The organism is Pseudomonas sp. R37(2017) (assembly GCF_002113375.1).
GTDB lineage: Bacteria > Pseudomonadota > Gammaproteobacteria > Pseudomonadales > Pseudomonadaceae > Aquipseudomonas.
On sequence record NZ_NEHO01000001.1, the window covers coordinates 245,128 to 258,130 of the forward strand.

The window sequence follows — 13,003 nt, forward strand, 5'->3', positions numbered from 1 at the left end:
AGTCCGCCATGAAACACGAAACTATCGAGAAAAACGTCGGCCTGTTGCTGCTGCTGATGGTCCTGGCCGTGAGCATCGGCGGCCTGACCCAGATCGTCCCGCTGTTCTTCCAGGACGTGACCAACAAACCGGTGGAAGGCATGAAGCCCTACACCGCGCTGCAACTGGAAGGTCGCGACATTTACATCCGCGAAGGCTGCGTCGGCTGTCACTCGCAGATGATCCGCCCGTTCCGTGCCGAAACCGAACGTTACGGCCACTACTCGGTGGCTGGCGAAAGCGTCTGGGATCACCCGTTCCTGTGGGGGTCGAAACGCACCGGGCCGGACCTCGCCCGGGTCGGCGCGCGCTACTCCGATGACTGGCACCGTGCGCACTTGTACAACCCGCGCAACGTCGTGCCGGAGTCGAAGATGCCGGCCTATCCGTGGCTGGTGGCCAATCAGCTCGACAGCAGCCACACCGAAACCAAGCTGCGCGCCATGCGCACCCTCGGCGTGCCGTACACCGACGACGACATCACCGGCGCCGTGGCCTCGCTCAAAGGCAAGAGCGAGATGGACGCACTGGTCGCCTACCTGCAAGTGCTCGGCACTGCCATCAAGAGCAAGAGGTGAGCCATGGTTGTTGAGATGAGCACTGGAATGATCCGCGGCCTGGGCACCGTCGTTGTCTTCATCGCCTTCGTCGGCCTGACCCTGTGGGCGTTCAACGGCAAGCGCAATCCGCAATTCGCCGAAGCGAGCCTGTTGCCGTTCGCCGACGAGCCACAACCCGACATCACCGAAGAATCTGCCACAAGGAGTACCCGGCCATGACCACCTTCTGGAGTACGTGGATCTGCGTACTGACCATCGGCAGCCTGATCGGCCTGACCTGGCTGCTGATCGGCACCCGCAAGGGTGAAACCAAGGGCAGTGTCGACCAGACCATGGGCCACAGCTTCGACGGCATCGAGGAGTACGACAACCCGTTGCCACAATGGTGGTTCATGCTATTCGCCGGCACGCTGGTGTTTGCCGTCGGCTACCTGATCCTTTATCCGGGCCTGGGTAACTGGAAAGGCATCCTGCCTGGTTACGAGAATGGCTGGACCGGTGTGCATGAATGGGAAAAGGAGATGAACAAGGCCGATGCCAAATTCGGACCGATCTTCGCCAAATTCGCCGCCATGCCCGTGGAAGAAGTGGCCAAGGACCCGCAGGCACTGAAAATGGGCGGCCGCCTGTTTGCCTCCAACTGCTCGGTGTGCCACGGCTCGGACGCCAAGGGCGCATTCGGCTTCCCCAACCTGACCGACAGCGACTGGCGCTGGGGCGGCACGGCCGAAACGATCAAGACCACCATCATGGGTGGCCGGATGGCGATGATGCCGGCCTGGGGCGAAGTCCTGGGCGAAGCCGGTGTGAAGAACGTCGCCGCTTATGTGCGCCATGAACTGGCCGGCCTGCCGTTGCCTGCCGACAGCAAAGCCGACGTGCAGGCCGGACAGCAGGCATTCAGTACCACCTGCGTCGCCTGTCACGGGGCGAACGGCCAGGGCACTGAAGCCATGGGCGCGCCGAACCTGACGCACCCGGCCGGTTTCATTTACGGCACCAGCCTGACGCAGCTTGAACAAACGATTCGCCATGGTCGCCAGGGCCATATGCCGGCGCAGAACGAACTGCTCGGCAATGACAAGGTGCAACTGCTCGCGGCTTACGTGCTCAGCCTTTCGAAAAGTGATGAGCAGTTGAGCGGCAAGCTTCAAGCTACAAGCGGCAAGTAAAAGCAACAGCAGAAGCCGCAAGCACGGGCTCTAACTTGGAGCTTGTAGCTTGCGGCTGGCAGCTGCTTCTTTTTGTCGCACCCTCTCTGGCTGTTCCTTTCGGTTCCCCGTATTCAGGTCTAAGCTTGCTCCGATGCGGACCGGCAAGCACCGGTTCCAGGCCGACCTGAAGCGAGGTGTTCGACGATTCCGCCCGATGACAGGCCGCAAAGGCCGGTAATACCGGCTGTCGCGCCATTTGCCATTGGTCACCCGATCGTTGCGTTTCAACACACCTCGTTACATGTGACCTGAACCCCTCGCCTTTCGAGTTCGCCGGGACATTTTGCCCACGGGCAATTTTGTCCCTACGCGGCGCATGGAAAGGCCGCAGAATCAGCATTTGAAAGCATTGACCCAGGTCATGGCGCGTTGCAATGACCCCTTGCTTTCTCCATACTTGCGGCCGATTTTTAATCCTAATAAAACACCCAAACCGTGGAACCTTAGAATGAGCACAGCAATCAGTCCGACTGCTTATAACTATAAGGTAGTCCGCCAGTTCGCCATCATGACGGTGGTCTGGGGGATCCTTGGCATGGGGCTCGGTGTCTTCATCGCCTCGCAACTGGTCTGGCCGGAGTTGAACTTCGGTCTGCCATGGACGAGCTTTGGACGCCTGCGCCCGTTGCACACCAACCTGGTGATTTTCGCCTTCGGTGGATGTGCACTGTTTGCCACTTCTTATTACGTCGTGCAGCGAACCTGCCAAACGCGACTGATTTCCGACAGCCTCGCCGCCTTCACCTTCTGGGGATGGCAAGCGGTGATCGTCGGCGCGATCATTACCTTGCCGATGGGTTTCACCACCACCAAGGAATACGCGGAACTGGAATGGCCCCTGGCCATCCTGCTGGCCATTGTCTGGGTCACCTACGGTCTGGTGTTCTTCGGCACCATCGTCAAGCGCAAGACCAAGCACATCTATGTGGGTAACTGGTTCTACGGCGCGTTCATCGTCGTGACCGCGATGCTGCACATCGTCAACCACATGTCGCTGCCGGTCAGCCTGTTCAAGTCCTACTCGGCCTACTCGGGTGCGACGGACGCGATGATCCAGTGGTGGTACGGCCACAACGCCGTGGGCTTCTTCCTGACCACCGGCTTCCTGGGGATGATGTACTACTTCGTGCCGAAACAGGCCGAGCGTCCGATCTACTCCTATCGCCTGTCGATCGTGCACTTCTGGGCACTGATCACCCTGTACATCTGGGCCGGCCCGCACCACCTGCACTACACCGCGCTGCCGGACTGGGCTCAATCGCTGGGCATGGCGATGTCGATCATCCTGCTGGCTCCGAGCTGGGGCGGCATGATCAACGGCATGATGACCCTGTCGGGCGCCTGGCATAAGCTGCGCACCGACCCGATCCTGCGCTTCCTCGTGGTGTCGCTGGCGTTCTACGGCATGTCGACCTTCGAAGGCCCGATGATGGCCATCAAGACCGTGAACTCGCTGTCGCACTACACCGACTGGACCATCGGCCACGTACACGCCGGCGCTCTGGGCTGGGTGGCGATGATCTCGATCGGCGCCATCTACCACATGATCCCGAAACTGTTCGGTCGTGCGCAGATGCACAGCACCGGCCTGATCAACGCCCACTTCTGGCTCGCGACCATCGGTACCGTTCTGTACATCGCTTCGATGTGGGTCAACGGCATCACCCAAGGCCTGATGTGGCGTGCAATCAACGACGACGGCACCCTCACCTACTCGTTCGTCGAAGCGCTGCAGGCCAGCCACCCGGGCTTCATCGTTCGCGCCCTGGGCGGTGCGTTCTTCGCCACCGGCATGCTGTTCATGGCCTACAACGTCTACCGTACCGTACGCGCCTCGAACCCGGCTGAAGCCGAAGCCGCCGCCAAGATTGCCGTAGTTGGAGCTCACTGATGAAGCATGAAGCAGTCGAGAAGAATATTGGCCTGCTGGCCTTCTTCATGGTCATCGCCGTCAGCGTCGGCGGCCTGACCCAGATCGTTCCGCTGTTTTTCCAGGATGTCACCAACAAGCCGGTCGAGGGCATGAAGCCTCGCACCGCCCTTGAACTGGAAGGCCGGGACGTTTACATCGCCAACGGTTGTGTCGGCTGCCACTCGCAGATGATCCGTCCGTTCCGTGCCGAAACCGAACGCTACGGCCACTACTCGGTCGCCGGTGAAAGCGTCTGGGACCACCCGTTCCTGTGGGGTTCCAAGCGTACCGGTCCGGACCTGGCCCGTGTCGGCGGTCGTTACTCCGATGACTGGCAGCGTGCGCATTTGTACAACCCGCGCAACGTCGTGCCCGAGTCGAAAATGCCGGCCTACCCGTTCCTCGTGGAAAACAAGCTCGACGGCAAGGACACCGCGAAGAAAATGGAAGTCTTGCGCACGCTCGGCGTCCCTTACACCGACGAAGACATCGCCGGTGCCAGGGATGCCGTGAAGGGCAAAACCGAAATGGACGCGCTGGTGGCCTATCTGCAAGGCCTGGGCACCATCATCAAAAGCAAACGGTGATCTGGATGGATATCGGGATGATTCGTGGCCTGGGCACCGTTGTCGTGATGGTGGCCTTCATCGGACTGGCACTGTGGGTGTTCAGTCCCAAGCGCAAGTCGGAGTTTGAAGACGCGACCTTGCTGCCTTTCGCGGATGATCCCGAAGCCATCAAGCACGTCGAGCAAGCTTCTAGGAGTAACAAAGAATGACTACATTCTGGAGTCTGTACGTCACAGTCCTCAGTCTCGGTACGATCTTTTCCCTGACCTGGCTGCTGCTGTCGACCCGCAAGGGCCAGCGCGCAGAGCAGACAGACGAGACGGTCGGGCATTCCTTCGACGGGATCGAGGAGTACGACAACCCGCTGCCGAAATGGTGGTTCATGCTGTTCGTGGGCACCATCATCTTCGCACTGGGCTACCTGGCGCTGTATCCGGGCCTGGGCAACTGGAAAGGCCTGCTGCCGGGTTACGGCTACCTCGACAACGAGAAGCAGACCCCGTTCGCCAACGGCCAGACCGGCTGGACCGGCGTTCACGAGTGGGAAAAGGAAATGGCCAGGTCGGACGCCAAGTTCGGTCCGATCTTCGCCAAGTTCGCCGCCATGCCAATCGAAGAAGTGGCCAAGGACCCGCAAGCACTGAAGATGGGTGGCCGCCTGTTCGCCTCCAACTGCTCGGTTTGCCACGGTTCCGACGCCAAGGGCGCCTATGGCTTCCCTAACCTGACCGACGCCGACTGGCGCTGGGGCGGCGAGCCGGAAACCATCAAGACCACCATCATGGGCGGTCGTCATGCCGTGATGCCTGCCTGGGCTGAAGTGATCGGCGAGCAAGGCGTGGCCGACGTAGCCGCGTTTGTCCTGACCAACCTCGATGGCCGCAAGCTGCCGGAAGGCACCAAGGCTGATCCGGCCAACGGCCAGAAGTTGTTCGCCGCCAACTGCGTGGCTTGCCATGGTCCGGAAGGCAAAGGCACCCCGGCAATGGGTGCACCCAACCTGACCCACCCTGCCGCGTTCATCTACGGTTCGAGCTTCGCTCAACTGCAGCAGACCATCCGTTACGGCCGTCAGGGCCAGATGCCTGCGCAAGAGCAGATGCAGGGTAACGACAAGGTTCACCTGCTGGCCGCTTACGTCTACAGCCTGTCGCATGGCGAGAAGGCAGCGGCGGAAGATGCCCAGTAAGGCAGACACCTTGAGCATTTGAAACCAGGTCGCGCTTCACAAAAAATCCGATGCCAGTTCCCTGGCATCGGATTTTTTTTATGCCTCCACACGCGTGCCCCCTGTAGGAGCGAGCAAGCTCCGGGCGGCGTTCCGACGATGGATGCCCAGCCACCGCGGGGCATCAGACAGCCAGCGTTATCGTTGACGATCATCGCGAGCGTGCTCGCTCCTACAGGGTCTGTGAATGGTGAGCAACAACACGGAATGGAGGGTGATTGAACCCTCCCTTCCCAAAACCGGCCATAATTTACAAGTCAATTGATACAGGTCATTACACGGTCATTTGATTTCCACCAACGTGACCAAAGGTCGCACCCTTGAGCCAGAGCGACAGGCGTATCATTGAGCCACTGCAACACCCCTTTTTGACCGCGGTCGGCACGTACTGACCGAGGCACTTTTCCACTGCCGTGGGACGCAATGATGAGCAACCAGATTCCGGTACACGACATCACTCCACCCAGCAAGAACGCGAACAACAGCGTCGACCTCTACGCCTCCAGGGAAAAAATCTACACCCGCGCCTTCACCGGCCTGTTTCGCAACCTGCGGATGACTGGCGGTGCCGTGTTGTTCCTGCTGTATTTCGGCACGGTGTGGCTGAACTGGGGTGGCCATCAGGCCGTCTGGTGGAACCTTCCGGAGCGCAAGTTCTTCATTTTCGGCGCCACCTTCTGGCCCCAGGACTTCATTCTGCTGTCCGGCATGTTGATCATCGCCGCGTTCGGCCTGTTCTTCATCACGGTCTATGCCGGTCGGGTCTGGTGCGGCTATACCTGCCCGCAAAGCGTCTGGACCTGGATCTTCATGTGGTGCGAAAAAGTCACCGAAGGGGACCGTAACCAACGCATCAAGCTCGACAAGGCGCCAATGAGCGCCAACAAGTTCCTGCGCAAGCTCAGCAAGCACACCCTGTGGCTGTTGATCGGCTTCGTCACCGGCATGACCTTCGTCGGCTACTTCTCGCCGATCCGCGAACTGGTGTTCGACTTCTTCACCGGCCAGGCGGATGGCTGGTCGTACTTCTGGGTCGGGTTCTTCACCCTCGCCACTTACGGCAACGCCGGCTGGTTGCGCGAACAGGTGTGCATCTACATGTGCCCGTATGCACGCTTCCAGAGCGTGATGTTCGACAAGGACACCCTGATCGTTTCCTACGACCCGCGCCGTGGCGAAGGCCGTGGCCCGCGCAAGAAAGGTGTCGACTACAAGGCCCAGGGCCTGGGTGACTGCATCGACTGCACCATGTGCGTCCAGGTCTGCCCGACCGGTATCGATATCCGCGACGGACTGCAAATCGAATGCATCGGTTGCGCCGCCTGCATCGATGCCTGCGACGCCATCATGGACAAGATGGAATACCCGCGCGGGCTGATCAGCTACACCACCGAGCACAACCTGTCGGGGCAGAAAACCCATAAACTGCGTCCGCGCCTGATCGGCTATGCCGTGGTGCTGCTGGCGATGATCAGCTTGCTGGTGACCGCATTCTTCATGCGTTCGCTGGTGGGGTTCGATGTCAGCAAGGACCGCGTGCTGTACCGCGAGAACGCCGAAGGCCGGATCGAAAACGTCTACAGCCTGAAAATCATGAACAAGGACCAGCGCGACCATACCTACCTGCTCGAAGCCTCTGGCTTGCCGGATCTCAGATTGCAGGGCCGGCGCGAGATCAAGGTCGCGGCCGGCGAGATCGTCAGCCAGCCCGCCGAGCTGTCCGTCGCACCGGAAAAACTGCCGTCGAGCACCAACGAGGTGAAATTCATCCTCAAGGATGCCGATGACGACAGCGTCCACGTTGAAGCCAAGAGCCGGTTCATCGGCCCACAAAATCGTTGAGAGAACTGAACATGCCCGCAGCAACTGCCGCAAGCCCCTGGTACAAGCACCTCTGGCCCTGGATCATCATCGGGATCCTGGCTTGCTCGGTGACCCTGTCCTTGTCCATGGTGGCCATCGCGGTGAAGAACCCGGACAACCTGGTCAACGACAACTACTACGAGGCCGGCAAAGGCATCAACCGTTCCCTGGACCGTGAGCTGCTGGCCCAGACCCTGAAAATGCGCGCCAGCGTTCATCTCGATGGCATGACCGGCGAGGTTGACCTGCGCCTGAGCGGCGACAGCCAACCCAGGACCCTGGAACTGAACCTGATCTCGCCAACCCAGCCAGAGAAGGATCGCAAGATCACCCTGAGCCGCAGCGAAACCGAACAGGGCCGCTACATCGGCCAGTTGGGCGACAAGGTCGAAGGCCGGCGTTTTGTCGAATTGCTTGGCACTCAGGACGAGCACATCTGGCGCATGTTCGAAGAGGAACAGGTCAGCCACGATAAAGATCTGTTGCTGGGCGACGAACCGCTGCAAGGTGCCGAAGACCTGAAAAAGTAAAGGCTGCGCTCCGCGCATTCGCGAGCGGGCTCGCTCCCACAGTGGATCTCCTGTGTACCCGAATCCTGTGCTCGACACCGATCAACTGTGGGAGCGAGCCTGCTCGCGATGACGCCCTCCCGGACGATGTAGACTCCACCTCATGACCACCCCACTCCCCTGCTACCACTGCGCCCTGCCCGTCCCGACCGGCAGCCGCTTCACCGCCGTCGTGCTCGGGGAGTCCCGCGAGTTCTGCTGTCCGGGTTGCCAGGCCGTGGCCGAGGCCATCGTCGCCGGCGGCCTGCAGAGCTATTACCAACACCGCAGCGAGGCCTCGGCCAACCCCGAAGCGCTGCCGGTGCAACTGGTGGACGAGCTGGCGCTGTACGACCGCGCCGATGTCCAGCAGCCCTTTGTTCGCCACGATGGCGAACTCGCCGAAACCACGCTGTTGATGGAAGGCATCAGTTGCGCCGCCTGTGGCTGGCTGATCGAAAAACACCTGCGCACCCTGCCGGCGGTGGCCGAAGCACGCCTGAACCTGTCCAACCATCGCCTGCACGTACGCTGGAGCGATGCGCAATTGCCGCTAAGCCAGATCCTCAGTGAACTGCGCCAGATCGGTTACGCCGCACACCCGTATCAGGCCGACCGCGCCAGCGAACAACTGGCCAGCGAAAACCGCCTGGCCCTGCGCCAGCTCGGCGTGGCCGGGCTGCTGTGGTTCCAGGCGATGATGGCGACCATGGCCACCTGGCCGGAATTCAACATCGACCTCAGCCCTGAACTGCACGCCATCCTGCGCTGGGTCGCCCTGTTCCTCACCACCCCGATTGTGTTCTACAGCTGCGCGCCGTTTTTCAAAGGCGCCATGCGCGATCTGCGTACCCGCCACCTGACCATGGACGTTTCCGTGTCGCTGGCCATCGGTAGCGCCTACATTGCCGGGATCTGGACGTCGATCACCGGGGCCGGCGAACTGTATTTCGATGCCGTCGGCATGTTTGCCCTGTTCCTGCTCGCCGGGCGCTATCTGGAGCGACGCGCCCGGGAACGCACGGCTGCCGCCACCGCGCAGCTGGTGAATCTGTTGCCCGCCTCGTGCCTGCGATTGATGGATGACGGCCAGAGCGAACGCATCCTGCTCAGCGAGCTGCTCGTCGGCGACCGGGTGCTGGTTCATCCGGGCGCTGTTCTCCCGGCGGACGGCAAGATCCTCGACGGTCAGTCGAGTGTCGACGAGTCGCTGCTGACCGGCGAATACCTGCCACAACCGCGCACGCTCGGCGATGCGGTCACTGCCGGCACCCTGAACGTCGAAGGCGCGCTGACCGTCGAGGTTCAGGCCCTGGGCCAGGACACGCGCCTCTCGGCCATCGTGCGCCTGCTCGATCGCGCCCAGGCCGAAAAGCCGCGCCTGGCGGAAATCGCCGACCGCGCCGCGCAATGGTTCCTGCTGTTGTCGCTGATCGCTGCCGTTGCGATTGGTCTGCTGTGGTGGCAACTGGATGCCTCGCGAGCCTTCTGGATTGTGTTGGCGATGCTCGTGGCGACCTGCCCGTGCGCCCTGTCACTGGCGACGCCGACCGCCCTCACCGCTGCCACCGGCACCTTGCACAAACTCGGCCTGCTGCTGACCCGCGGCCATGTGCTGGAAGGCCTGAACCAGATCGACACGGTGATTTTCGACAAGACCGGCACCCTCACCGAAGGACGCCTGGCGCTGCGCTCGATCCGCCCGCTCGGCACGCTCGACAGTGATCAATGCCTGAGTCTCGCCGCCGCCCTGGAAAATCGCTCCGAACACCCTATCGCCCGAGCGTTCGGACGCGCGCCGATGGCTGCCGAAGAAGTCCATGGCACCCCTGGTCTTGGCCTGGAGGGGCTGGTTGACGGGCGACGCGTGCGCATCGGCCAACCGGGATTCGTTTGCGAGCTCAGTGGCGTCGGGGTGCCGTCGATGCCCGAAGAAGCCGGCCAATGGCTGCTGCTCGGCGACAGCCAGGGCGCGCTGGCCTGGTTTGTCCTCGATGATCGCTTGCGTGCCGATGCGCCTGCGCTATTGGCCGCGTGCAAGGCACGTGGCTGGCGCACGCTGCTGTTGTCTGGCGACAGCTCACCGATGGTCGCCAGCGTGGCGGCGCAGCTGGGTATCGATCAAGCACGGGGCGGATTGCGTCCGGACGATAAACTGCAGGTCCTGCAACAACTGCACAAAGAAGGTCGCAAGGTGTTGATGCTGGGTGACGGGGTCAATGACGTGCCGGTGCTGGCGGCTGCGGACATCAGTGTCGCCATGGGCTCGGCCACCGACCTGGCGAAGACGAGTGCCGATGCCGTGCTGCTGTCCAACCGCCTCGACGCGCTGGTGCAAGCCTTCAGCCTGGCGCGGCGCACCCGTCGGGTCATTATCGAGAACCTGTTGTGGGCCGGGCTGTACAATGGCCTCATGTTGCCCTTCGCCGCCCTCGGCTGGATCACTCCGGTCTGGGCCGCGGTGGGCATGTCGATCAGTTCGTTGACCGTGGTGTTGAACGCGCTGCGCCTGACTCGCATGCCGAGCGCGCCCGCCCTCTGCGCCACGCCAGAAACCCGCCCTCTGCCGGCCTGAGCCGCGCGGGCATGGAGTCCAGATGCCAGCTCTTTACGTGATGATTCCCGCTGCGCTGCTGATCGTGGCCATCGCCGTCTATATCTTCTTCTGGGCGGTCGACAGCGGGCAGTACGACGACCTCGACGGCCCGGCCCACAGCATCCTGTTCGACGACCAGGACCCGAACCACACCGCCGCCGTCGATGAGGCCAGCGGCCAACCGACCAAGCCGCAAGACAAGGCCCCGCCCCATGCTTGACCTGGCGCCACTGCTACTGTCGGCGGTGATCCTCGGTTTGCTCGGCGGCGGTCATTGCCTGGGCATGTGCGGCGGCCTGATAGGCGCGCTGACCCTGGCAATTCCCAAGGAACAACGCAGCCGCCGCTTTCGCCTGCTGCTGGCCTACAACCTGGGACGGATTCTGAGTTATGCCTGCGCCGGACTGTTGATCGGCCTGGCCGGGTGGGCCGTGGCCAGCAGTCCGGCAGCGATGTTCCTGCGCATCCTCGCCGGCTTGCTGCTGATTGCCATGGGCCTGTACCTGGCCGGGTGGTGGAGTGGCCTGACCCGTATCGAAAGCCTCGGTCGCGGCTTGTGGCGGCACATCCAGCCAGCCGCCAACCGCTTGCTACCGGTGTCGAGCGTGCCACGTGCGTTGTTGCTGGGTGCGCTTTGGGGCTGGCTGCCGTGCGGCCTGGTCTACAGCACCTTGTTATGGTCGGCCAGCCAGGGCAACGCGCTGGACAGCGCATTGTTGATGCTCGCCTTCGGGCTCGGCACCTGGCCGGTGCTGCTGGCGACCGGCCTCGCCGCCGAACGCATCACCGCACTGTTACGCAAGCGCAGCGTGCGGATGGCGGGCGGGATGCTGGTGATGTTGTTTGGTCTCTGGACCTTGCCGGGGCCGCATCAGCATTGGCTCATGGGGCATTAGGCCGGCGGCGCGCCCATCGCGAGCGTGCTCGCTCCTACAGGTTTTATGTACACAGCGACTCCCCTGAGCGGCGCCACCGTTGCTCCTGAGCCTTGATGCAAATCAAGATGTTATGCCCTTCCTTCGCATAAAGTGGCTGACACTGCCAGCCAATCCGGGGGAATGCCCGCATGATGCTCGACGCCATTCGTTGGGACACCGATCTGATCCGCCGTTATGACCTGGCGGGACCCCGCTACACCTCGTACCCGACCGCGGTGCAATTCCACAGCCAGGTCGGCACCTTCGACCTGTTTCATGCCCTGCGCGACAGCCGCAAGGCCCAACGCCCGTTGTCGCTGTACCTGCATGTGCCGTTCTGCGCGAACATTTGCTACTACTGCGCCTGCAACAAGGTCATCACCAAGGATCGCGGCCGGGCGCAACCCTATTTGCAGCGCCTGGAGCAGGAAATCCAGTTGATCGCCTGCCACCTCGATCCCGCGCAGAAAGTCGAGCAATTGCACTTCGGTGGCGGCACGCCGACCTTTCTCAGCCACGATGAACTGCGCCAGGTGATGGCGCACTTGCGCAAACACTTCAATTTGCTGGACGACGATTCCGGCGACTACGGCATCGAGATCGACCCGCGCGAGGCCGACTGGTCGACCATGGGCCTGCTGCGCGAATTGGGTTTCAACCGGGTCAGCATCGGCCTGCAAGACCTCGACCCGACAGTACAGCGCGCGGTCAATCGCCTGCAAAGCCTGGAAGAAACCCGCGCGGTCATCGACGCCGCCCGCACTTTGCAGTTTCGTTCGATCAATATCGACCTGATTTACGGCCTGCCGAGACAGACGCCGGAGAACTTTGCCCGCACGGTCGATGAGGTCATCCGTCTGCAACCGGACCGGTTATCGGTGTTCAACTATGCCCACCTGCCGGAGCGCTTCATGCCGCAACGGCGCATCGACGGCAATGAACTGCCGACGCCCGCGCAGAAGCTGGAAATGCTGCAGCGCACCATCGAGCAACTGATCAGCGCCGGTTATCGCTACATCGGCATGGACCACTTCGCCCTGCCTGACGATGAACTGGCGATTGCCCAGGAAGAATCGACCCTGCAACGCAATTTCCAGGGCTACACCACCCATGGTCATTGCGACTTGATCGGGCTCGGCGTCTCGGCGATCAGCCAGATCGGCGACCTGTACTGCCAGAACAGCAGCGACCTGAGCGAATACCAGAACGTCCTCGCCTCAATGCAACCGGCCACCAGCCGCGGCCTGCTGTGCAACGCCGATGACCGGCTGCGGCGGGCGGTCATCCAGCAACTGATCTGCCATTTCAGCCTTGAGTTCGCTGATATCGAACAGGCCTTCAACATCGATTTCCAGGGCTACTTCGCCAAACTCTGGCCCCAACTGCAGGACATGGCCAAAGACGGGCTGATCGAACTCGATCGCGACAGGATCACTATCCTGCCCGCCGGGCGGCTGTTGGCGCGCTCGGTGTGCATGGTGTTCGACGCGTACCTGGAGCAACACAGTCGCCAGCGCTTTTCACGGGTAATCTAATTGTGCAAGCAAGCGCCCCGGA

At 61.9% G+C, this 13,003-nt stretch carries 13 protein-coding genes; all 13 read left to right on the forward strand.

Translation table 11 applies throughout. The features are described 5' to 3' along the window. Window positions 1-8: 8 nt before the first annotated feature. The 13 genes from ccoO (CAG47_RS01150) to hemN all read left to right on the forward strand — a co-directional run bounded on the left by ccoO (CAG47_RS01150) (window position 9) and on the right by hemN (window position 12,981). Window positions 9-617 carry a cytochrome-c oxidase, cbb3-type subunit II gene (gene ccoO / locus CAG47_RS01150; RefSeq protein WP_085723096.1) on the forward strand — a complete coding sequence of 203 codons (609 nt, stop codon included), beginning with the start codon at window positions 9-11 and terminating at the stop codon, window positions 615-617. A gap of 3 nt (window positions 618-620) precedes the next feature. Next, window positions 621-818: a CcoQ/FixQ family Cbb3-type cytochrome c oxidase assembly chaperone gene (locus tag CAG47_RS01155; protein ID WP_085723097.1), complete on the forward strand. Its 198-nt coding sequence runs from the start codon at window positions 621-623 to the stop codon at window positions 816-818. Continuing rightward, the gene (ccoP, locus tag CAG47_RS01160) at window positions 815-1,771 is read left to right on the forward strand and encodes a cytochrome-c oxidase, cbb3-type subunit III (protein ID WP_085723098.1); all 957 of its coding nucleotides are present in this window, start codon (window positions 815-817) and stop codon (window positions 1,769-1,771) included. Before CAG47_RS01155 ends, ccoP (CAG47_RS01160) begins: the two co-directional genes overlap by 4 nt. A gap of 490 nt (window positions 1,772-2,261) precedes the next feature. Then, the gene (gene ccoN / locus CAG47_RS01165) at window positions 2,262-3,704 is read left to right on the forward strand and encodes a cytochrome-c oxidase, cbb3-type subunit I (protein WP_085723099.1); all 1,443 of its coding nucleotides are present in this window, start codon (window positions 2,262-2,264) and stop codon (window positions 3,702-3,704) included. Further along, window positions 3,704-4,312, forward strand: a complete 609-nt coding sequence (gene ccoO, locus CAG47_RS01170) for a cytochrome-c oxidase, cbb3-type subunit II (RefSeq protein ID WP_011333287.1) — start codon at window positions 3,704-3,706, stop codon at window positions 4,310-4,312. Before ccoN ends, ccoO (CAG47_RS01170) begins: the two co-directional genes overlap by 1 nt. Window positions 4,313-4,317: 5 nt before the next feature. Beyond that, a complete protein-coding gene (locus CAG47_RS01175) occupies window positions 4,318-4,503 on the forward strand; it encodes a CcoQ/FixQ family Cbb3-type cytochrome c oxidase assembly chaperone (protein WP_003175465.1) in 186 nt (61 codons plus the stop codon). Next, complete coding sequence (gene ccoP, locus CAG47_RS01180) at window positions 4,500-5,483, forward strand: cytochrome-c oxidase, cbb3-type subunit III (protein WP_085723100.1); 984 nt, start codon at window positions 4,500-4,502, stop codon at window positions 5,481-5,483. The genes CAG47_RS01175 and ccoP (CAG47_RS01180) overlap by 4 nt, the downstream gene beginning before the upstream one ends. A 465-nt stretch (window positions 5,484-5,948) precedes the next feature. Next, complete coding sequence (gene ccoG, locus CAG47_RS01185; protein ID WP_085723438.1) at window positions 5,949-7,364, forward strand: cytochrome c oxidase accessory protein CcoG; 1,416 nt, start codon at window positions 5,949-5,951, stop codon at window positions 7,362-7,364. Between the two features lie 11 nt (window positions 7,365-7,375). After that, entirely contained in the window at window positions 7,376-7,915 is a 540-nt protein-coding gene (locus CAG47_RS01190) for a FixH family protein (RefSeq protein ID WP_085723101.1), read from the forward strand. A gap of 142 nt (window positions 7,916-8,057) precedes the next feature. Next, window positions 8,058-10,508 (forward strand): heavy metal translocating P-type ATPase, encoded by a 2,451-nt coding sequence (locus CAG47_RS01195; protein WP_085723102.1) that lies wholly within the window; start codon window positions 8,058-8,060, stop codon window positions 10,506-10,508. Window positions 10,509-10,530: 22 nt separating this feature from the next. Further along, window positions 10,531-10,749: a cbb3-type cytochrome oxidase assembly protein CcoS gene (gene ccoS, locus CAG47_RS01200; RefSeq protein WP_046041335.1), complete on the forward strand. Its 219-nt coding sequence runs from the start codon at window positions 10,531-10,533 to the stop codon at window positions 10,747-10,749. Then, window positions 10,742-11,425, forward strand: coding sequence for a sulfite exporter TauE/SafE family protein (locus CAG47_RS01205; RefSeq protein WP_085723103.1), 684 nt, complete (start codon window positions 10,742-10,744; stop codon window positions 11,423-11,425). Before ccoS ends, CAG47_RS01205 begins: the two co-directional genes overlap by 8 nt. A gap of 173 nt (window positions 11,426-11,598) precedes the next feature. Continuing rightward, a complete protein-coding gene (gene hemN, locus CAG47_RS01210) occupies window positions 11,599-12,981 on the forward strand; it encodes an oxygen-independent coproporphyrinogen III oxidase (protein ID WP_085723439.1) in 1,383 nt (460 codons plus the stop codon). The last annotated feature ends 22 nt before the right edge of the window (window positions 12,982-13,003 follow it).

Bases quoted from the DNA above. Each gene is read 5' to 3' on its own strand.
- ccoO (WP_085723096.1), top strand. From the start codon at position 9: ATGAAACACGAAACTATCGAGAAAAACGTCGGCCTGTTGCTGCTGCTG.
- ccoN (WP_085723099.1), top strand. From the start codon at position 2,262: ATGAGCACAGCAATCAGTCCGACTGCTTATAACTATAAGGTAGTCCGC.
- ccoO (WP_011333287.1), top strand. From the start codon at position 3,704: ATGAAGCATGAAGCAGTCGAGAAGAATATTGGCCTGCTGGCCTTCTTC.
- CAG47_RS01195 (WP_085723102.1), top strand. From the start codon at position 8,058: ATGACCACCCCACTCCCCTGCTACCACTGCGCCCTGCCCGTCCCGACC.
- CAG47_RS01155 (WP_085723097.1), top strand. From the start codon at position 621: ATGGTTGTTGAGATGAGCACTGGAATGATCCGCGGCCTGGGCACCGTC.
- CAG47_RS01190 (WP_085723101.1), top strand. From the start codon at position 7,376: ATGCCCGCAGCAACTGCCGCAAGCCCCTGGTACAAGCACCTCTGGCCC.
- CAG47_RS01205 (WP_085723103.1), top strand. From the start codon at position 10,742: ATGCTTGACCTGGCGCCACTGCTACTGTCGGCGGTGATCCTCGGTTTG.
- hemN (WP_085723439.1), top strand. From the start codon at position 11,599: ATGCTCGACGCCATTCGTTGGGACACCGATCTGATCCGCCGTTATGAC.
- ccoS (WP_046041335.1), top strand. From the start codon at position 10,531: ATGCCAGCTCTTTACGTGATGATTCCCGCTGCGCTGCTGATCGTGGCC.
- ccoP (WP_085723100.1), top strand. From the start codon at position 4,500: ATGACTACATTCTGGAGTCTGTACGTCACAGTCCTCAGTCTCGGTACG.
- CAG47_RS01175 (WP_003175465.1), top strand. From the start codon at position 4,318: ATGGATATCGGGATGATTCGTGGCCTGGGCACCGTTGTCGTGATGGTG.
- ccoG (WP_085723438.1), top strand. From the start codon at position 5,949: ATGAGCAACCAGATTCCGGTACACGACATCACTCCACCCAGCAAGAAC.
- ccoP (WP_085723098.1), top strand. From the start codon at position 815: ATGACCACCTTCTGGAGTACGTGGATCTGCGTACTGACCATCGGCAGC.